At 45.2% G+C, this 20,144-nt stretch carries 18 protein-coding genes and 1 other RNA gene; 12 read left to right on the top strand and 7 right to left on the bottom strand.

Features of this window, described 5'->3' with window-relative positions; translation table 11 throughout:
* Positions 1 to 46 precede the first annotated feature (46 nt).
* Positions 47 to 259, top strand: coding sequence for a hypothetical protein (locus tag BLS64_RS07720; RefSeq protein WP_093112912.1), 213 nt, complete (start codon positions 47 to 49; stop codon positions 257 to 259).
* 3 nt (positions 260 to 262) lie between these two features.
* On the top strand, positions 263 to 802 hold the full coding sequence (locus tag BLS64_RS07715) for a Smr/MutS family protein (protein WP_093112911.1): 540 nt from the start codon (positions 263 to 265) through the stop codon (positions 800 to 802).
* Here the strand turns inward: BLS64_RS07715 and BLS64_RS07710 are convergent.
* Complete coding sequence (locus BLS64_RS07710) at positions 796 to 1,734, bottom strand: hypothetical protein (protein ID WP_093112910.1); 939 nt, start codon at positions 1,732 to 1,734, stop codon at positions 796 to 798. The genes BLS64_RS07715 and BLS64_RS07710 overlap by 7 nt on opposite strands.
* A gap of 90 nt (positions 1,735 to 1,824) precedes the next feature.
* Between BLS64_RS07710 and BLS64_RS07705 the strand changes: the two genes are divergently transcribed.
* Entirely contained in the window at positions 1,825 to 2,973 is a 1,149-nt protein-coding gene (locus tag BLS64_RS07705) for a cysteine desulfurase family protein (protein WP_093112909.1), read from the top strand.
* 32 nt (positions 2,974 to 3,005) lie between these two features.
* Here the strand turns inward: BLS64_RS07705 and BLS64_RS07700 are convergent, their stop codons facing one another.
* Entirely contained in the window at positions 3,006 to 5,468 is a 2,463-nt protein-coding gene (locus BLS64_RS07700; RefSeq protein ID WP_093112908.1) for a TonB-dependent receptor, read from the bottom strand.
* A 6-nt stretch (positions 5,469 to 5,474) separates the two neighbouring features.
* Positions 5,475 to 7,163 carry a M23 family metallopeptidase gene (locus BLS64_RS07695; protein ID WP_093112907.1) on the bottom strand — a complete coding sequence of 563 codons (1,689 nt, stop codon included), beginning with the start codon at positions 7,161 to 7,163 and terminating at the stop codon, positions 5,475 to 5,477.
* A gap of 185 nt (positions 7,164 to 7,348) precedes the next feature.
* Between BLS64_RS07695 and BLS64_RS07690 the strand changes: the two genes are divergently transcribed.
* The 5 genes from BLS64_RS07690 to BLS64_RS07670 all read left to right on the top strand — a co-directional run bounded on the left by BLS64_RS07690 (position 7,349) and on the right by BLS64_RS07670 (position 10,243).
* Positions 7,349 to 7,639 carry a hypothetical protein gene (locus tag BLS64_RS07690; protein WP_093112906.1) on the top strand — a complete coding sequence of 97 codons (291 nt, stop codon included), beginning with the start codon at positions 7,349 to 7,351 and terminating at the stop codon, positions 7,637 to 7,639.
* Positions 7,640 to 7,647: 8 nt separating this feature from the next.
* Complete coding sequence (locus BLS64_RS07685) at positions 7,648 to 7,938, top strand: cell division protein ZapA (protein WP_093112905.1); 291 nt, start codon at positions 7,648 to 7,650, stop codon at positions 7,936 to 7,938.
* A gap of 61 nt (positions 7,939 to 7,999) precedes the next feature.
* Positions 8,000 to 8,107, top strand: a non-coding RNA gene (gene ssrS, locus BLS64_RS07680) — 6S RNA.
* 49 nt (positions 8,108 to 8,156) lie between these two features.
* Positions 8,157 to 9,725, top strand: coding sequence for a ribonuclease Y (gene rny / locus BLS64_RS07675; protein WP_093112904.1), 1,569 nt, complete (start codon positions 8,157 to 8,159; stop codon positions 9,723 to 9,725).
* Positions 9,726 to 9,814: 89 nt separating this feature from the next.
* On the top strand, positions 9,815 to 10,243 hold the full coding sequence (locus BLS64_RS07670; protein ID WP_093112903.1) for a hypothetical protein: 429 nt from the start codon (positions 9,815 to 9,817) through the stop codon (positions 10,241 to 10,243).
* A 14-nt stretch (positions 10,244 to 10,257) separates the two neighbouring features.
* Here BLS64_RS07670 and pncA read toward each other — a convergent pair whose 3' ends face one another.
* The 3 genes from pncA to BLS64_RS07655 form a co-directional block, all read right to left on the bottom strand.
* A complete protein-coding gene (gene pncA, locus BLS64_RS07665; RefSeq protein WP_093112902.1) occupies positions 10,258 to 10,863 on the bottom strand; it encodes a bifunctional nicotinamidase/pyrazinamidase in 606 nt (201 codons plus the stop codon).
* Positions 10,864 to 10,870: 7 nt separating this feature from the next.
* Positions 10,871 to 12,277: a nicotinate phosphoribosyltransferase gene (locus tag BLS64_RS07660; RefSeq protein ID WP_093112901.1), complete on the bottom strand. Its 1,407-nt coding sequence runs from the start codon at positions 12,275 to 12,277 to the stop codon at positions 10,871 to 10,873.
* 75 nt (positions 12,278 to 12,352) lie between these two features.
* Positions 12,353 to 13,255 carry a transporter gene (locus BLS64_RS07655; RefSeq protein WP_093112900.1) on the bottom strand — a complete coding sequence of 301 codons (903 nt, stop codon included), beginning with the start codon at positions 13,253 to 13,255 and terminating at the stop codon, positions 12,353 to 12,355.
* Positions 13,256 to 13,357: 102 nt separating this feature from the next.
* Between BLS64_RS07655 and BLS64_RS07650 the strand changes: the two genes are divergently transcribed.
* The 4 genes from BLS64_RS07650 to BLS64_RS07635 are packed head-to-tail and all read left to right on the top strand — an operon-like array spanning position 13,358 to position 18,839.
* A complete protein-coding gene (locus BLS64_RS07650; protein WP_093112899.1) occupies positions 13,358 to 13,633 on the top strand; it encodes a DUF4834 domain-containing protein in 276 nt (91 codons plus the stop codon).
* A gap of 24 nt (positions 13,634 to 13,657) precedes the next feature.
* Positions 13,658 to 16,087 (top strand): YfhO family protein, encoded by a 2,430-nt coding sequence (locus BLS64_RS07645; protein ID WP_093112898.1) that lies wholly within the window; start codon positions 13,658 to 13,660, stop codon positions 16,085 to 16,087.
* A gap of 8 nt (positions 16,088 to 16,095) precedes the next feature.
* Positions 16,096 to 17,382, top strand: a complete 1,287-nt coding sequence (locus BLS64_RS07640; RefSeq protein ID WP_093112897.1) for a glycosyltransferase — start codon at positions 16,096 to 16,098, stop codon at positions 17,380 to 17,382.
* Positions 17,382 to 18,839 (top strand): lipopolysaccharide biosynthesis protein, encoded by a 1,458-nt coding sequence (locus BLS64_RS07635; RefSeq protein ID WP_093112896.1) that lies wholly within the window; start codon positions 17,382 to 17,384, stop codon positions 18,837 to 18,839. Before BLS64_RS07640 ends, BLS64_RS07635 begins: the two co-directional genes overlap by 1 nt.
* Before the next feature lie 82 nt (positions 18,840 to 18,921).
* Here BLS64_RS07635 and BLS64_RS07630 read toward each other — a convergent pair whose 3' ends face one another.
* On the bottom strand, positions 18,922 to 20,037 hold the full coding sequence (locus tag BLS64_RS07630; protein WP_143019282.1) for a hypothetical protein: 1,116 nt from the start codon (positions 20,035 to 20,037) through the stop codon (positions 18,922 to 18,924).
* Between the last annotated feature and the right edge of the window lie 107 nt (positions 20,038 to 20,144).

Here is a 20,144-nt window from a genome sequence, read left to right as displayed (position 1 = left end):
AGATACTATAGTTTTCAATTCACAGAACACTGATAAACAAATAATTATGAAAAAAATAAATTCTCAGGTGCTCAACACTTTTTTCATCATTTTAGGGGGTGCCATGCTGCTGTTCGAGATCTCTGGAGATGAGAAAAATGTATACATTCTAATTGTGGGAATCATCCTGCTGATGTTTGGCCTTTATCGCGCGACAAATCACTGGGTATATACCAAAGATGACCATAAGCAGGAGAACGAATCTGATGAAAATATTTAGGTAATGCTGAAACCCGGGGATAAAGTAGAAGTGCTTGACGAAGACCTTGAGGGCAAAGTGCTTTCTGTGGATGGAGGAGAGGTGGAGATAAGGACCAAGGAAGGTTTTGTGCTGAGTTTTCCTGAAAAGGACCTTATTAAAACCGACGGGGACTTTCCCGATGTTGGCGTTGAAGATCTTTCCGAAGTCATTAAACAAAAAGAATCTTTTAAGAAAAAGAGGTCGGCAAGGGTCAAACCCAAAGAACGCAATCTGCCACCAATGGAAGTGGATCTGCACATCCATAAGCTGGTTCCAAAGAGCGGCGGCATGAATAATTTTGAGATCCTAACACTGCAGGTGGAAACAGCTAAACGTCAGCTGGAGTTTGCCATGAAAAAGCGTATTCAGAAAGTGGTTTTTATTCACGGAGTTGGCGAAGGCGTCCTAAGAGCCGAACTGGAAACCCTTTTCAACAGGTACGAGAACCTGAAATATTATGATGCCGATTACCAGAAATACGGCCTGGGTGCGACCGAAGTCTATATTTTTCAGAATTACTGACCTTCTGCTGGTTGCTCCTCTTCTTCAGAAGGATCAATGGTGATCTGCTCTACAGGAGAATCATAGTAACCCAGTTCAAAATCTTCAAGTCTTATTTGTTCTCCATCTCCACCCTGTTTGAGCAGAGTGAGATTTTCCGCAGTGAAAAGATACCTGAAGCTTTGCGAGATCACGTTCTCGCGAACCGTGGTCACATCAAAAGAATCCACGATCTCAGGATTCAGATAATATGGCAGCCCTGCGTCATCACGATCATCTGCAGGGTTGTTGTTCATGTTCCAATCCTCATTTCTCGTTGGTACCCCGTCATCGTCATCGTCGGCATCCAGGTGGTTCGGAGTGCCGTCATTATCTGAATCGGGGAAACTGCCTACCATATTATCGGCTTCCACGGCTATTTCTACCCGGGTAAGAATGTTGTCCTGGTCATCATCTATATCCAGGTAATCGGGAATCCCATCCTGGTCAGTATCCCGTTCTGAGGCCATGCCTTCTGTTTCTGAAGGCACCCCGTCGCCGTCATGATCTGTAGCGTTTTGCAGGGTAGTGGTAATGATCATCTCCCCGCCGCTGGTGCTGCGGTATTCTTCGGTCACTCCCGGGGAAACAGGAGGGATCGCGTTGCAAAAATAAGAGTCATCTACTTCCCCGTTAAAGACCCTGTAGACCACCTGGTTTTCAGAATTCAAAGGTATGGTCATTTCCCCGGTTTCCGTAGAAAAGAATTGGGGAGTAGGGGTTTCAAGGCTAAATCTGAAGGCGATGGCTTCGTGCACCTGGTCATTGTTGATGTTGAAAAGCACCTGGTCTTCAGTATCGCCGCACCATTGAAGTTGTTTGTTCTCAAAATTAAAGTCGGTCACGATAAGATCCCCGTCATCACAGGAAACAAACAGCAAAGTGGTCAAAAACAGGTAAAAGGATCTTTTCATTATTCCGGGTTTTCAGCAAAATTAAAAGTAATATATAATTTAAACAGAGTCTTCCCAGAATTTATTTCAAAACCCTTATTTTTGCTTTCCATGAAACAAGTCTACTTTGATAATGCCGCAACTACCCAAATGCGGGAGGAAGTGGTGAACCGCATGGCCGAGGTCATGAAAACGGTATATGGAAACCCTTCTTCAACTCATGCCTATGGCCGTTCGGCCAAGACCCTTATTGAGCAGGCCCGTAAAACGGTCGCGAAAATATTATATGTCGCTGCTTCTGAGATCATTTTTACCAGTGGCGGGACAGAGGCCGATAATCTTATTCTCAACAGTGCCGTGAGGGACCTTGGGGTGAAAAGGATAATCACTTCCAAAATTGAACATCACGCCGTTCTGTACACCCTGAACAAACTTCACGAAGTGCATAATGCAGAGATCGAATATGTGAAGCTGGATGACTGCGGAAGGGTAGATTTGGAGAATTTGGAGGAACTTTTATCATCTTCAGATGAAAAAACACTGGTAAGCCTGATGCATGTCAACAATGAAGTGGGGAATCTTCTTGATATCAAAAAAGTAGGCGAGATGTGCAGGAGTCACAACGCGCTTTTTCATTCAGATACCGTTCAATCCGTAGGGCATTATGAGCTGGATCTTTCTGAGATTCCGGTAGATTTTACCGCGGTCAGCGCCCATAAGTTCCATGGCCCTAAAGGGGTTGGTTTTGCCTACATAAGGAAGAACAGTGGACTGCAGCCTTTGATCTTTGGAGGAGAGCAGGAAAGAGGTTTTCGTGCAGGAACAGAATCTGTCCACAATATTGTGGGGCTCGAAATGTCCCTGAAACTGGCCTATGAACATCTTGATGAGGAGCGGGAGTATATCAGTAACCTGAAAAAATATTTCATCGATCAGCTTCAAAAGGAAATTCCCGGAGTGAAATTCAATGGCGAGTGTGATGATTTTGAGCACAGCACTTATACCCTGATCAATGTTTGCCTGCCTGTTTCCCAGGAAAAAGCCCTTATGTTGTTATTCCAGCTGGACCTAAATGGCATTGCATGTTCAAAAGGCAGCGCCTGTCAAAGCGGAAGCGACAAAGGTTCTCATGTTCTAAACGCTTTTCTTTCTGAAGAAGACCTGAAAAAACCTTCTTTACGTTTCTCTTTTTCCATGTACAACACTAAAGAAGAGGTAGATTACGTGGTGAAGGTGCTGAAGGATTTCATCGAAGGATAATGCCCAATTAATATTTCTGAAGCTTTTTTAGATCATAACCTGACCCCGATCTTTAGGTTGTATACTCGTGGACTGAGGTAATTAGGTACAGCATACTGCGTCTTTGTGTAAACGTCCCTCACAAAGGTATTGGTAATGGAGTTTTGGGTGTCGAAAATGTTGAAGATCTCAAAGCCTACAGATATCTCTTTAAAAGCTTTTAATCGTTCAGAATTTTCTTCGGAATATTCACTTTTCAACAGGTAAGAAAGGCCGAGATCTGCTCTTCTATAATCGGGCAGGCGGGTCTGATAGAGGTAGGGATCGGCGTAAGCGGGGGAGCCTCCCGGTAATCCTGTGTTATAGACCAGGTTGAGATACATCTTCAGATCTGGAAATTTGGGCACGTAATCCTGAAAAAGCAGGCCGAACTTGAGACGCTGGTCTGTAGGGCGGGCAATATAGCCGCGGTTGTCAATATTTTCTTCTGTTTTTAAATATCCAAAGCTCAGCCAGCTTTCTGTGCCCGGTACGAATTCTCCGTTAAGCCGAAGATCCAGTCCATAAGCGAAGGCTTCGGCGTTATTTTCGGCAGCATAACGAATTCTCACATTTTCAAGGGTGTAGGGGTTGACATTGTCCATCTCTTTCAGGTAGGCTTCCGAAGTAAGGGTAAATGGCCTTGAAAGTAGTTTGAAACTGTAATCATGACCTATTACGAGGTGAATTGCACGCTGCGCCTCAACTTCCGGATTGAGTTGTCCACTGTGATCGCGGAGTTCGCGATAAAAGGGCGGCTGATGGTAGACACCTCCTGCTAACCTGAAGATCATGTCCTTATTCCAGTCGGGTTTGATGGCAAACTGGCCGCGGGGACTAATTACGATTTGATTTGATCCTGAAACATCTTTAGCCGAAAGATCCCAAAAATGGCTTCGCACACCAAGATTATACCACACTTCATGTGCGCCCCAGTTACTGCGTTTGCTCCACTGCACAAAAGCTTTTATCCTGTTGATCTGGGTTTCATTGAATGACCTGATGGAGGTGAATGGTGCTAGCGGAGCTTCAAAAGGTTCGTAAGGTTCATTATTTTTAAAATCGGGCAGGGGAGGTCTTAATGAGAATCCGGCAGAATCCACGATCTCATACTCCCTTATTCTGTCCCGGATGTCCTCGTGGGTGTAGGTGATCCCGTAATCTATCTGGTGGGCGTCCAGTCGCAGGTTTCCGGTATGTTCGGCGTTAACGAAAAAGGCGTCCAGTTTGTTGCGGGCATGGGAGAGCTGTCCGCCGATCCCTTCAGAGTATTCCACTTTTCCGAAGTCATTCCCGCCAATGTCTGTATTTACCTCACCCATCCTATAGGCTGCCACTATATCAAAATATTCCTGTTCACGGGTGTTGTACGTGGAAAGGGTAAAATGTGTAGTGAAATTAGGGTTTACCAGGTAAGAGGTTTTAAAAGCTCCAAACCAGGTGCGGTAAGAGTCCTCTTCCTGGCCGTTGTAATAGATGATCAGCGCCTTTGGGTCCTGCAAAGTGCCAAAATTGGTCTGTCTTGTGGTGGGTTCGTAATCGTAATCGTTCAGCGAAATATTTCCAAGGAAGCTCACTTCCAGCTTGTCTGAAAACTTGTACGTAAGGTTCGCCTGGGCATCGGCGAAAATCGGGTGAAAATTGGTTTCGGTTTGTTTTGCTTCTACAAAAAGGCTGTTGTCTCTGTATCTTATTCCTCCAAGAGCGGTGAATTTTTTGTCTGCAGAAGTTCCTTCCAGGCTGATGCTTCCGCCTAAAAGGCTGGCATCAAAGGACGCGGCAAATCCTACAGGTCTTCTGTAGGTGATGTCAAGCACCGAAGAGAGTTTATCGCCGTACTTTGCCTGAAATCCGCCTGCCGAAAAATAGACTTTTCGCACCAGGTCCTGATTCACAAAGCTTAATCCTTCCTGCTGACCAGATCGTATTAGGAATGGCCTGTAAACCTGGATACCGTTGACATAGACGAGGTTTTCGTCATAACTCCCACCCCGCACCGAATACTGGGTGCTGAGCTCGTTATTGGAATTGACACCTGGCAGGGTCTTGAGCAGGTTTTCTACTCCCGCATTGGCGCCGGGAATCTTCCTAATCACTTCCGGGTCAATGACCGTTAAACCCTGCAGCTGTTCCTGTTTTTGGGTTGAAAGCGTCACTTCAGAGATCTGTTCTACGGAAGTTTTAAGTACAGGATTGATCTCGTAAGTTTCGCCTTCGGCCAGTCTGATCCTGAAAATAAAGTTGCGGTAGTTTATATGGGAGATCCTGATCTCCACTTCTTTGTTAGCGGGAATGATCACCTCAAAAAACCCGCTGGAATTTGTTTGGGTACCGCGACCATCAGAAACATTGATGTTCGCGGAAGAAACCGGGTGTTGCTCCTCATTCAGGATGATTCCCTTCACCACGGCTTCCTGGGAAAATGAACTGTTCCAAATGAGAAAGGCGCAAAAAAGGAATAAATGAGGTGCTTTCAACCGAGGTTATTTTCTGAAAAAGGTACTCTCAAATATAGTGGTATTTCCTACATTATCAACTACTTCAATTTTCAGATGGTTTTCGGTCTCATTTACCACTCCGTCAGAGAAATCATGTGTGAGGAGGTTTTGCTTGTATTCGTATTCCATCAGGATGAACTTTCCGTTCACTGTTGCGCGATAGCTCTTTATCCCTGAAAGGTCATCAGAGATCTTCACTTTTAGATCCTTATTATTGGAGATCCATTGCCCGTCCCTGAAATTCACAGGTGTAACCGTAGGTGCTTTTAGGTCGCTGGCTAAAGTATAGGTGCCAAAAGTCCGGGTTTTGGTAGTGAATCTGTCTCCATCTTTATAAGTGGTGGAGTAATTCGGTTTTCCCCACTTGTTCAGCTCGGCAATGAATAGCTGCTCGCGGTCTTCGGGCTTATATTTGCTCACATCAAAACCAATGGTGATACTGCTGTGAATGGGAATAATATCTTCATGAAGTTTAATTTTTTCATCTTCAAAAGTGACGTCAAGGTGAGTGTCTTTATACAGGCTGTTCTTTGGAATGTAAACATCTATACCTTTATCCTCAAAAAGAGTAGGCTCATTGGCGGGTACAAAGTATTGTGTGGATTTGTCCTCTTTTGGGGTAATATTTTCAGCAAACTTTCCTTCTATAGGTACCCTCACAATGCGCTCATTCCCTGAAAAGTCAGTGATCCTTACTACATAGTCATAAGAAAGGCTGTCCTTTACATGAAGGTATCCTTCATTTTTTACCGGGCCGTAGATGCTCAAAGGATTTGAAGGTTCTATAAAAAGCTTCTGGATGCGGCGATTGTTTTCGGTATAATAGCCGTAGTCGATAAGTTGGTTAAGATGCCGGGTTTCGGCAAAGGAGAACTTTTCAAAATTCGCCTGGAAGATCTTGTCCCCATTAGCGCTGGCTTCTATTCTGAAGACCCCATTACGGTTATAGGCGGCATCCTGCTGGTCTATGGTGGAAACCCCAAAGCCAATATCGCCGCAGGCATTGATCTCCTCGGTCTTATAGGAGCCGTCATTTTGCGGAATGAGTCTTAGTTTCTGTCTTTTTGCGGAACCGTTGACGTGCGCGTCTTCTCCCTGCGGGTAAACGTAGAACCCGTCAACTAAAGGGGCGCGGGTATCCTTGATCTCAATTCCGAACATGAGCGGATTCATAGGCCGCTGCTGCTCATCGCGGATCTCGAAGTGCAGGTGCGGGCCGCCGCTGCCCCCCGTATTACCGCTGCTGGCGATCAACTCTCCACGTTCCACCGGCAGTTCTTCGGCCGAAGGAAAAACTTCGATCTCGTAACTTTCCTTTTTATACTGTAGGTCTTTGATGTACTTTTCTATTCTTGGAGAAAAATTCTTCAGGTGCGCGTAAACAGTTGTAAAACCATTTGGGTGTTGCACGTACAGGGCTTTTCCGTAGCCGTAATGAGAAATATTAATGCGGCTTATAAAGCCTTCCGCAGAAGAATGTATGGGTAAACCTTCCCTTTGCTGGGTCTTAAGGTCAAGCCCGCTGTGAAAGTGATTGGAACGTAACTCGCCAAAAGTTCCCGCAAGAGCCAGGGGTACCTGCAACGGGTCATCAAAATAATCTTCGGGAAGATTATACTGGGCGGTTGAGACAAATGAAAAAACAAGAAAAACAGCGGTAAAGACGGATCTCATAGAAAGATGGAAAATTTTACTTTTTTATAGCGGGTTAAAGATAGAAAACCCATTTCAAAAATTAAACCGTTATTTCTGAGGGTGTTAAAATTATTTTAATGCGGCCCGGAAAATAGACTTCAAAATATTGGGATATTTCGGATGGTATGTTAACTTTGTATTGGTAAGCAGCAGGAATAGCTTTAATGAGTGATTTAACAGAAATAGTTGGCGTTCTTGAAAATAGGATTGCAAAGTTGCTTCAGAACCACAAGAAACTGGAGCAGAAGCAAGAAGATTTGCAGGAAGAGCTGATGAAACTGAGGGCGGAAAAAGAGCAATTACAAAATGACCTTCAGGCTTCTGAAAATCGGGTACAAACTCTAAAAGCTGCTAATGCGTTGCTTGGCAGTAATGATTATAAAAAGGAAACCAAGCTAAAAATCAATGGCTTGATTAGGGAGATTGATCAATGTATTGTTCAACTTTCTGAATAGAACAATAAATGTCAAATCAGCTTAAAATAAAGCTTTCTATTGCAGACAGGGTCTATCCCCTAAGCATTCAGCCGCAGCAGGAGGAAGGTCTCCGCAAGGCTGCCAAGAAAATAGAAGCTATGATTAAGCAATTTGAACAGAGTTATGCCGTTAGGGATAAGCAGGATGTACTGGCCATGTGTGCCCTACAATTTGCAGCCCAGACCGAGCAGAAAACAATTGATAATGACAGCGAGATACATTTGGCTGAGGATAAATTGAAAGCTCTGAATGACCTGCTTGAGAAGCATTTAGGTTAGCTGTTCTTTGATTTGAAAAGAAATAAAGGTTACTGCCTGTATTAGTTATTTTTTTTGATAAACTCAACACCAATTCTTTAAAAAGGGTGAGTTTAAGTTGTAAAAGCGGGCCGTCTTTGAACGGATTCTTGATCAGCTTGTTAGCCCTAAACGTGATTTTAAAGAGTTTATACAAAACCACTACTAATACAGGCTTTTTTTTTACATAAAACTATCTAATGGAAACACTGACTATATCGATTATTTTATCTGTGATCATAGGCCTGGCAATAGGCTATGGGATCGCAAAATTCCTGGAAAGGAAGAATGCTTCCAAGATCGTTCAAAGAGCGAAGAAATCTGCTGCAGGTATCCTTAAGGAAGCCAAACAGGAGGCCGAAGGGATCAAAAAGGATAAGATCCTGCAGGCAAAAGAAAAGTTTATAGAGCTTAAGTCTGAGCATGAAAAGGTGATCCTGGCACGCGATAAGAAGATCGCTGATGCCGAAAAAAGGGTCAGGGATAAAGAATCACAGGTATCCAGCGAACTGGCTAAGAACAAGAACCTGAACAAGGAGCTTGAAAGCAAGATCGCCGACTATGATCACCGCAACGAGGTCCTTGAAAAGAAACAGGAAGAGGTAGACAAAATGCACAACAACCAGGTGCAGCAGTTAGAGGTGATCTCCGGACTTTCAGCCGAAGAAGCCAAGGCTCAACTGGTAGAATCCTTGAAAGACACCGCAAAAGCCGATGCCATGGCGCTGGTACAGGATACCATCGAAGAAGCCAAGCTTACCGCACAACAGGAGGCCAAAAAGATCATTATCAACACCATCCAGAGAATAGGAACAGAAGAGGCCATTGACAACTGTGTGTCTGTCTTCAACCTTGAAAGCGATGACGTTAAAGGACGTATCATTGGTAGGGAAGGTCGTAACATCCGGGCGATCGAAGCTGCGACCGGGGTAGAGATCATCGTAGATGATACTCCCGAGGCCATTATTCTTTCTTGTTTTGATTCAGTAAGAAGAGAGGTGGCAAGGTTGTCACTTCACAAGCTGGTTACCGACGGAAGAATACACCCGGCAAGGATCGAGGAAGTGGTGAAAAAGACCACCAAGCAGATCGAGGAAGAGATCATTGAAGTAGGAAAGAGAACAGTTATTGATCTTGGTATTCACGGCCTGCACCCTGAATTGATCAGGATAGTGGGTAGAATGAAATACCGTTCTTCTTACGGACAAAACCTGTTGCAGCACTCGCGCGAAGTGGCCAAATTGTGTGGCGTGATGGCAGCTGAACTGGGATTGAACCCAAAACTGGCAAAACGTGCCGGACTGCTTCACGATATCGGGAAAGTGCCTGATTCTGAAACCGAAGTGCCTCACGCTATCCTTGGTATGCAGTGGGCCGAAAAATATGGTGAGAAACCCGATGTGTGTAACGCGATTGGAGCTCACCACGATGAGATAGAAATGAACTCCCTGTTGTCTCCTATTGTGCAGGTTTGTGACGCGATAAGCGGGGCAAGACCAGGGGCAAGACGCCAGGTGCTGGATTCTTACATTCAGCGCTTAAAGGATCTTGAAGATATCGCCTTCGGCTTTAACGGAGTGAAGAAAGCTTACGCTATCCAGGCGGGTAGAGAGTTGCGTGTGATCGTGGAAAGTGAAAAAGTAAGCGATGACAAGGCTTCTAACCTGTCCTTTGAGATCTCTCAAAAGATCCAGACAGATATGACCTATCCCGGGCAGGTAAAGGTTACCGTGATAAGGGAAACCCGTGCGGTGAACATCGCCAAGTAAATTTGAAAAACATAGATTGTAAGACCCTGCTTCTTTTGGAAGCAGGGTCTTTTTTTATGGTTCCAGCTGCTTTTTAGTAACTTAGTATTATGAGTAAAAAGGCCATTTTACGAACCCTGGTCATTTTAGTGCTGTTGTATCCGGTCTACATGTTGTTCAAAGCCGGAAATGCTTTGGATTTGCAGGATGTACAACAAGCGCGGAACAGTGTATTGAATTACCAGGTAAGCATCTGGATAAGCTGGGTGCTTCTTTCAGTAGTTTCCATCTACTATAAATGGTCTGAAAAAAGGAACTTTTTCTTCTATTTCACCTACGGATTTTTGCTGGTAAGTTGTTCTGTCTTCGGGTATTTTCACCAGAGCCTGGTCAATGCTTATGACCTTCCATCTCCATTTGAAGATAGTTATACCCTGGGGGTGGTGGTGACCCTGCAGAACCTGGTGGTTTCCTTTGTTCTTACTGCACTGCTACAAGCTGCTGTTTGGTGGTTCACCCGCAGGTGGCATCGCAGATGAATCTTTCCGAAAACCTACAGCTCTTCTGAAGTTATTATTTTTCCTCCCCTGGCGAGTATATCTTTACGCACCTTCTCGTAATCTTCCTGGATCAGCGGTACGGTAGCATCTTCAATGAGGGTGGCTTTAAATCCTTCTGCAAGCGCATCTTTTATGGTGTAATAAACACAAATATCGGCGGCCAGGCCACAGAAGTAGAGATCATCTGCTCCTTTTTCACGGAGGAAGCCTGCAAGTCCCGTACTTTTCAAATGCGCATTATCATAAAATCCGCTATAACTGTCTACCTCCACATCCATCGCGCTTCTAAAAATAGCTTCAACAGAATTGAGTTGCAGGTCTGGATGGAAGTCAGCTCCCGGAGTTCCCTGGATACAATGGGGCGGCCATAATTTCTGTTCTATTCCGTTAAGATCAATGATCTCGTATTCCTTCCGGTTCGGATGATTTATGGCAAAACTTTTATGTTCGGCCGGATGCCAGTCCTGGGTGGCCAGTACCAGTTCAAACTTTGGTATGATCTTGTTGATCACCGGTACAATACGGTCGCCTTCACGCACTTCAAGAGCGCCTCCCGGCATAAAATCATTCTGGGCATCTACTATGATCAGTGTTTTCATAACGCGTCTATTTTACTTTATGTTCATCTATTAACCGGTCTCTTTCCCGTTTAAGGTCTTCGCTGAGCCCCACCTTGTAAATATGCGGATTAAAGAAACGTTTATATTCTTTTGGCAGCTTATCCAGTCGTTCCCTGCTGAAGGCCTCTATCTCTTTAAGAGACCTTGAATCGTTAAGGATCTTTCCGTTTTCCATCACTTTTTGAAGCAGTGGTTCTTTTTGATGTCCGCCAACAGAAAGATGTTTTAAAGGGTCTGAAGGGTGGAACATCATCTGCGGATTTTCTTCCTCAGAAAGAGCAACTACGTCTGAGCCTGCGAAATTTCCATGTTTGTCCAGCACCCGAAAAACCTGCTTTTTATGAGGCAGGGTGATCTTTGAAATGGTTTCCGAAAGTTTGATCCTTGGTTCCTCCTTGAAAAATGCCAGTTTGTACACTCCGTCAAGAGCGGCATCGGGCTGTCCCGTTACCAGGCTGGTGCCTACTCCAAAGATATCGATAGGCGCCTCCTGGTCCAGTAAACTTTTTATTAGGTGCTCATCCAACTGATTGGAAGCAGCGATCTTCACATAATCCAATCCGGCTTCATCGAGCATTTCCCTTGATCTTCTTGATAGGTAAGCGAGGTCGCCGCTGTCAAGCCGAATGCCTTTGAGCTTTTGGCCTTTTTGCTCCATTTCTTTCCCTACCTTGATCGCATTGGGAATGCCGCTTTTTAAGGTGTTGTAGGTGTCGACGAGTAAAACGGTATTTTCGGGATGAGCTTCAGCAAAATCCCTGAAAGCGCTTAACTCGTCTTCGTAACTCTGGATGTATGAGTGAGCCATGGTACCCGAAACCGGGAGATCAAAATCTCGGCCCGCCCTGGTATTGCTAGTGGCTTCAAAACCGCCTATCACCGCTGCGCGGCTGGCGTGATACCCTCCCGCGCCCTGGGCACGCCTTAGTCCGAAATCGATCAGCATTTTTCCTTTTGCCTGCAGCCGCATCCTGCTGGCTTTGGTAGCGATAAGTGTCTGGAAATTAAGGATGTTCAGGAGCAGGGTTTCTATGATCTGAGCTTCAATGATGTTGGCCTCTATTCTAACCACAGGTTCTGTGGGAAAGACGACTTCCCCCTCACGCATGCTGTAAACAGTGCCGGTAAAGCGGAAATCCTTCAGGTATTCGATATAATCCTTGTTTAAACCAAGCTGCTTCAGAAATTGGATATCCTTTTCGTCGAACCTTAGATCCTTCAGTATCTCCAGGAGATTCTCGAGTCCGGCAAAGACAGCATAACCGCCTTCAAAAGGCAACTTCCGGAAGAAATAATCAAAGACTGCGGTGTGGTGGGTGTGGCCTTTCAAAAAATAGACCTGCCCCATGGTGAGCTGGTATTGATCTGTATAGGTACCGGTAAAATCCAGCATAGTTGGTATGGTTTAATGTTCATGCCCCCGCCTCTTTACAAGAGCGGCTTCTACTAATTTACGAAAATTGTGATGTTATTTTTGCAGGTCTTCAGCTCTTTCCAGGAACTGGTCCTGCTTGTGCCAGTCAAAGCGGTAGGAGAGGCCCAGGGCCACTTCCCAGCGGGAAGGAGTGTGTTTGAAGTTGTACAGACCTGAAAGATCTGCCTGCAGGTCCTGGTGAAAAAGATAGGCCAGTCCCGCCCGAACTATTTCATCGCTGTAAACATCGCTGATGATCTCCTGGAACTCGGTAAACACCGCGAACCTTTGGTTGAAAGAGTGGGTGAGGGTAGCGATCCCCGCATAAGTAGGATATTCCTGCCCCAGTTTATCTGCGATCAGGTTTAGAACGAGCACCCAGGCACCCCAGTTGTTTTGAGTGATGACGGCCAGGCGGGGGGAGAACTTTCCTTCGCCTTCGTAGAGGTAAGGGTTATCTCCGAATGAAACATTAGCGCCGGCGTATACAGCCACGGCCGGGATAAGATCTGACCAGTAGAACTCGGGCGCGGCATTCCAACTGTAGAGGTTTGGCTTTTTCTCCTTGGCATATTTGTATGGATCGTACACCAGGTATTTCAGTCCTATGCTGTTAAATTCAAAGTTCCTGATCTCCCTTGTTTCTATAGAAGCTCCCCGTTCATAATCTATACTCGTATTAAGAAAGGAGCCCATGAGATTTACCTCCAGTTCTTCAAGTAAAAATCCGTACCGCACCATGTAATCGATCCCCCAGAGGTCTGATTTGGTGTCCAGCAGAATATGTTCCTGTCCGCCATACTTCCCGCCGGTTTCAAACTGCAGCACCCCCGGGCCAACCGCGAAGGCTCCCTGTGAACTTCCCGGTCTGTTGGAATTAATGGTTTCGGTATATTGGGCATGTACAGGAAGAATTCCGATGCACAGAAAAAGGAATAACGTTTTCAGGATCTTCATAAAGGTTGGATTGGTGAAATCAAATATAGATATTTTATCTTTTTTTAAAGCGGCATGCTGGTTTTCTTTGGGCAGAATAGTAATTTTACAAAAACTTGAAAAATGTACGAGGCTTCGTTTTCTGAAGTGATCAGGGTGGTGTTGATCATCCTGTTGATCTACTTCGGATTTAAACTTATTATACGGTGGTTTGGACCCCTTCTTCTGAAATATATTCTGAGAAGGGTAGGGAAGAAATTTGGGCAGCAATTCCAGGGTTTTGATCCTTCCGCAGAAAAGAAAAAAGAGGGGGAAGTAAGCATAGATAAAAAACCGAAAAATACCCGCAAGTCAAAGAAAGATGTAGGAGAATACATCGATTATGAAGAAATTGACTAATTTCCACTCCAAAATCCACATTTTATGACCGGTTTTCTGAAGAAATCCCTTCCTCATCTTTTTGTATTTCTTGGTTTTATAGTTATTGCGCTGGCTTATTTTTATCCAGTCCTTCAGGGAAAGGAGATCTTTCAAAGTGATATCGCGCAATATATCGGGATGGCAAGACAGCAGAACGAGTTCAGGGCCGAGACCGGCGAGGAACCCTACTGGACCGATGCCGCTTTTGGGGGCATGCCTACCTACCAGTTAGGGGCCAATTATCCTCATAACTACATTAAAGAATTCGACCGGGCCCTGCGTTTCCTGCCACGGCCCGCAGATTATCTTTTCCTGTATTTCATTGGGCTGTACATTCTTTTACTGGTCCTGAAGATCGATTATAAACTGGCCTTTTTGGGTGCACTGGCATTCGGTTTTTCCACCTATCTCATTATCATTCTGGGGGTGGGACACAACGCCAAGGCGCATGCCATTGCCTATATGCCGTGGGTGCTAGGAGGCATTTTGCTCTGTTTTAACAGGAAATACATCACCGGTTTCATTCTTTTGGCGTTGGGAATGGCGCTGGAGATCAGTGCCAATCACTTTCAGATGACCTTTTACCTGCTGTTGCTGGTACTGGTCTTAGGCCTGGTCTATCTTTATGACGCCTTTAAAAAGAAAGAATTACCTCACTTTTTTAAAGCTGTCGGTGTTATGGTGGTGGCAGTGATCCTGGCGATAGGGACCAACGCGACGAATTTACTGGCCACAAAACAATATGCCGACTTTAGTACCCGAGGCGATACCGGCCTTACGATCACTCCGGAAGGGGCTGCTGTTAAGACCGAAGGCTTGGATTATAATTATATCACCGAATACAGCTACGGGATCCTGGAGAGTTTCAATCTCTTTATTCCCCGGTTCATGGGTGGTTCCAGTGCTGAAGATGTGGGTACTGAATCAAATATTTACCAGGAGCTGCTGAAAATGGGAGCATCCCCAGTGCAGGCCCGTCAGTTTGCGCAATCGGCCCCAACCTATTGGGGAGACCAGCCCTTTGTTGGAGCGCCTGCCTATATTGGAGCCACGGTGATCTTCCTGTTCGTGTTCGCGCTATTTCTTATCCGCGGAAGGCTTAAATGGTGGATCGTGGGAGGTTCTCTCCTGGCTTTGCTGCTATCATGGGGTAAGAACTTCGGTTTTCTTACCGAATTCTTCATCGATTATGTGCCTCTGTACAACAAGTTCAGGGCGGTTTCTTCAATACAGGTGATCCTGGAACTTTGTGTGCCTATCCTGGCCATTGTAGGGTTATCACGATTCCTTTATTCCGAAGAAAGCAGAGAAAAGAAAATGCACGCTTTAAAATGGGCGAGCATCATAGTAGGAGGACTGGCGCTGATCTTCCTGCTGTTCAAATCGGTACTGTTCAGTTTCTCAAGCGATACAGACAGCGCCATCATACAGCAACTGGGAATGGATTTCCTAAGAGCTTTAAAAGAGGACAGAAAAGCCGTTTTTACTTCTGATACGATCCGATCCCTGATACTGGTGGTATTGGTGGCCGGAGCTCTTTGGCTGTACCTACAGGGAAAATTCCGCAGGAATGTGGTCATCATCGTCTTGGGGGTATTGATCCTTTTCGACCTGGTGGTGGTAGACAAACGATATGTGGACAGCGATGATTTTGTGAGATCCAGCGTGGTGAATACTCCGTTTCAGCCAAACGCGGCAGACAGGGAGATCATGAAAGATAACGGACACTACAGGGTTTTTGACCTTTCGGGGAATCCTTTCAACACCGCCAGGACTTCTTATTTTCATAATTCTGTGGGAGGATATCATGCCGCCAAGCCCGGAAGAATGCAGGAACTTTATGATTTCTACCTTTCACAGAACAACCTGCAGGTGCTCAACATGCTGAACACGAAATATTTCATCATTCCTACAGAAGAAGGAGTTGTAGCGCAGCAAAATCCTGAAACTAACGGCAATGCCTGGTTCGTGGAAAATGTAAAGCTGGTGCAGAATGCTAATGAAGAGCTCCTTGGTCTTAAAGGATTGAACACCAAAAAGACTGCGGTGGTCCACAGCAAGTTCAGGGAATACCTTTCAAAAACAGAATTTTCGACCGACTCGCTGGCGAACATTGAATTGGTTTCCTATCAACCGAATGAACTGAAATACCGCTATTCCGCAGAAAATGAACAACTGGCTTTGTTCTCTGAAATTTATTACCCGCATGGGTGGCAGGCTTATGTTGACGGAGAGGAAATGCCGCACTTCAGGGCGAATTACGTGCTTCGGGCTATGGTAGTTCCTGCCGGGGAGCATGAAGTGACCTTCAAATTTGAACCGCAGGTGGTGAAGACCGGAAGCAGCATAGCGCTGGCCAGCACCGGGGCTCTTGCTCTGCTGATCATTGGCGGGATCTTCTATAAAATGAAAAGAAACAGGAACACCTTTTAACCAGAGGCGTGAAAAAAGTGCTTATCATTTCATATTATTGGCCGCCCGCGGGTGGACCCGGAGTACAAAGGTGGCTGAAGTTCGCCAAGTACCTGCCCAAGTATGATGTTGAGCCTGTCATATATGTTCCAGAGAATGCCCATTATCCTCTGAAAGATCCGGGACTTGAGGAAAAAGTTCCTGAAAATATAAAGGTGATCAAAAAACCCATTTTCGAGCCTTATTCTTTAGCCGAACTGCTCTCTGGCAAAGACACGCAGAAGATAAGCTCGGGCATCATTCCTGAAGAAGAACAGCAGGGATTCATTCAGAAGCTCATGCTTTTTGTTCGCGGAAATTTCTTCATTCCCGATGCGCGGAAATTCTGGATAAAACCTTCGGTGAAGTTCCTTACAAAATACCTTCAGGAAAACCCTGTAGATGCCATTATCACCACGGGGCCGCCGCACAGCATGCACTTGATGGGACTGAAACTGAAGAAGAAATTGAATATTTTTTGGATAGCCGATTTTCGGGATCCCTGGACCCAGATTGGCTACCACAAAAAACTGAAACTGCTCCAAAGATCACAGCAAAAACATAAGAAACTGGAGAAAGCGATCTTAGATGGGGCCGATCACTTGATCACCACCAGTTTTACTACCCGGGAGGAATTTCAGAAAATTACTTTAACACCCATTAAAGTGATCACTAATGGCTACGATCATGAAAAAGTGGAAGCTGTTGTCCTTGATGAGAAATTCAGTCTGGCACACATCGGCTCGTTGCTTTCAGGAAGGAATCCGAAGAATCTCTGGGCCGCTTTGAAGGAACTTACTTTAGAAAACGAGGATTTTGCCAAAGATCTCCAGCTGAAGTTGGTGGGTGCGGTAGGGGAGCCTGTCCTGGAAAGCATCAAGCAGGCCGGGCTGGAAAAATGGCTTTCAGTACAAGGTTATGTTTCTCATACCGAGGCCCTGCAGCTGCAAAGAAGTTCGCAGGTGCTGCTATTGATAGAAATAAACATAGAAGACACCCGTGGGATCATTCCGGGAAAACTTTTCGAGTACATGGTGAGTAACCGACCTATTTTAGCGGTAGGTCCCGAAAAAGCCGATATTCAGAAGATAATCCGGGAGACCAATACCGGCGCCTATTTCCTGTATGCTGAAAAGGAAGAAATAAAGGCTCATATCCTTGAGCTCTACAGGAAGTTCAAGGCAGGTGATCTGAGATCTCACCCCATTGGTTTGCAGAAATACAGCCGGGAAGCCTTAACCGGGGAACTGGCAAAACTTATAAAGGAGATGGTTTAATGGGAGTCATCATCAATCAATCGGCAAAGAATCTGGTGACTACCTATCTGGGGTTTGGTATAGGGGCGATCAATACTTTGTTCCTTTACACCAATTTCCTGACGCCGGAATATTACGGGCTGGTTGGATTCCTGCTTTCGGCAGCCAATTTGATCTGGCCGTTGATGGCCTTTGGGGTGCATAACACGCTGGTAAAATTCTATTCATCTTACGATACCAAACAAGAGCAGGATAAATTGTTGAGCGTGATCCTTTTTTTGCCGCTGGGGATCGCCTTGATCCTGGGAAGCATCGGATTTTTCTCTTATGACCTGCTGCTGGATTATTTTTCTGAAGGAAACGCCCTGGTGCAGCCGTATATCTGGATGATCTTTGTGATCGCGGTTGCCACGGCTTATTTTGAGATTTTCTTCTCCTGGTCAAAGATCCATTTTCAGAGCGTTTTCGGAAATTTCATGAAAGAGGTGTTCCATCGGGCCTGTGTTTCGCTGTTATTGGTTGTCGTTTATTTTGACGTGCTTACGGTGGAAGGCTTTGTTTACTCCCTTACCGGAGTTTTTATTCTAAGGACAATTGCCATGAAACTCTATGCGTTCAGGCTGTATTTTCCGAAGATCACGTTTGGCTTTCCGCACAACCGTTCTTTTATCCTGAAATATTCCGGACTTATTTTGATCGCGGGCTCTGTGGCCATGGTCCTGCTAGACCTGGACAAGGTGATGATAGAACGTTTTTTGCCCATTGAGATGGTGGCGGTCTATGGAATAGCTGTATATATCTCTTCTGTGATCGCGGTTCCCTCAAGGGCCATGCACCAGATCACTTACCCCATGACCGCCTCGCTGCTGAACAAAAAGGACAAAAAGGGACTTTTGGACCTGTATGAAAAAAGCTCCCTGACCCTCCTGATCATCAGCGGACTCATTTTTCTGCTGATCGTAACCAACATCAGGGAGTTATATGAACTCATACCGGATGCCTACCAGATCAGTTTTTCAATAGTGGTGATCTTGAGCTGTGTCAAACTCTACGACAATTTGCTGGGAAATAACAACAGTATATTGTTCAATTCAGATTATTACCGGTTAGTACTGGCGATCGGAATTTTTTTAGCCCTGCTGGCTTTTGTGCTCAACCTGGTTTTCATTCCCATGTACGGGATCTTTGGAGCGGCTTTGGCGACCTTTTTGGCCTTTGCCATGTACAACACCTCCAAACTGGTTATCGTCTATAAGAAGTTCGGCATACAGCCTTTTACGAAAGAGACCTTCTACAGCCTTTTTCTGATCCTGGTGTTTAGCTTGTTATTCTATTTCTGGGATTTCAGTATCAATCCGGTAGTGAACATTTTGCTGAAGTCGGTAATGATTGGAACAGGATATCTTGCGGTCATCTATTTGCTGAAGTTTTCTCCCGATATCAATCGTCTTATAGAAAAGTATAGCCGCAGGCGCTAGCTGAAAAAAGAAATTCCCGAAAGCTTTTTAAGACTTTCGGGAATTTTCAAACTAACCAACCAAAAAATCAACTATGATAATATTATCCTCTTCCGCGGGAACTTCTTTTATTTCCCCTGGAAGATGAAGCCTCGGCTCTTGAATCTGCCTGCGCACGTTCTGCACGCTGAGCTCCTCTTGCGCGGCTGTTTCTTTTTACTGTCTCTCTCTTAGAAGTTACAGCAGAACCTCTTCTGGCTTCAGTACTCCTTCGGGCATCCTGTCTCGAGCTTCTTTTTACTTCTCTTGCAGAGGCCCTTCTGGACCTTGTCTCATCACGACCAACCGTGGCTCTCTCTTTTCTATAGTGCGTACTACGACGCTGAGTACTTTCCCTTCGCTGTACCTGGGCTTTTCGGGTCGCGGAACGCTCTGTATCACGAAGCTGGTAAGGTCTTCTGTCACGGGTTGTATTCACATTGCTTCGGGTTCTGGTTGCCGCAGGTTCTGAATACCTGTTCGTTTCACGAAGATCACGTTGAGCAGTAGATCTTCTTCCTCTGTGATAAGTAGCGACGCGGTCACCGGGCCTGTAATAACTGCGTTTAAAGTTCTTCTTATGGTGCTTTTTGTAATAATTCTTGTAAAGACCATATCCCATCCTTTCTGGGTGGTAATGCGCCCTGTATGGCTGGTGGTACACGATCGCGAAATGCGCCTGTGGCCGTACATAATGCCTGTGCCATGGACGGTATACATAGTGGCGGTTATACCTGTTAATATATCCCGTATAATGAGTAAAGTGATTGTGATGGTTATAGTGCAGGTACAGATGCCCCACTCTTGACAATCTTCCGAAATGATTGTAAGAGATGTTCACATGCCCTGCCTGGATGATCCTTCCGTAGTAATCATAATAGATAGGAACATTTTCGATCTGGATCACTGCGCCAAAGTCGTCATACTGTACAAACGGATCATAATTATACCCGGAGTTATAGCTGAAATTCACATGAGGAGTGGCAATATTCACACTGTAGCCCGTGTGGCGAGGGTTAAAATAGAAATCGAACTGCCCATCTGGATAAACGGCAAACTCAACTCCGCCTTCAACAAAGATAAAGGCCTCTCCGTATGAGTTACGGTAATTGTCGGCTACCGCAGCCTTCGCAGAGAAACCAATCACTAAAAAAGCAAAAAATGCATAGATTTTTTTCATGGTATAAGGGGAATTTAGGTTAAACAAGTGATTGGTAGTTGTAGAAGCAGATTCAAAAGCTGTGCCAAAACTATGTTAATAAGAAAACCCCGGGGCAAAATGCACCA

Origin of the sequence: Salinimicrobium catena, assembly GCF_900102915.1 — a bacterium.
In the GTDB taxonomy this organism is placed as follows: Bacteria; Bacteroidota; Bacteroidia; order Flavobacteriales; family Flavobacteriaceae; genus Salinimicrobium; species Salinimicrobium catena.
The sequence above is the reverse complement of the archived record's forward strand: the minus strand, read 5'-3'. Positions and strand labels throughout refer to the sequence as shown.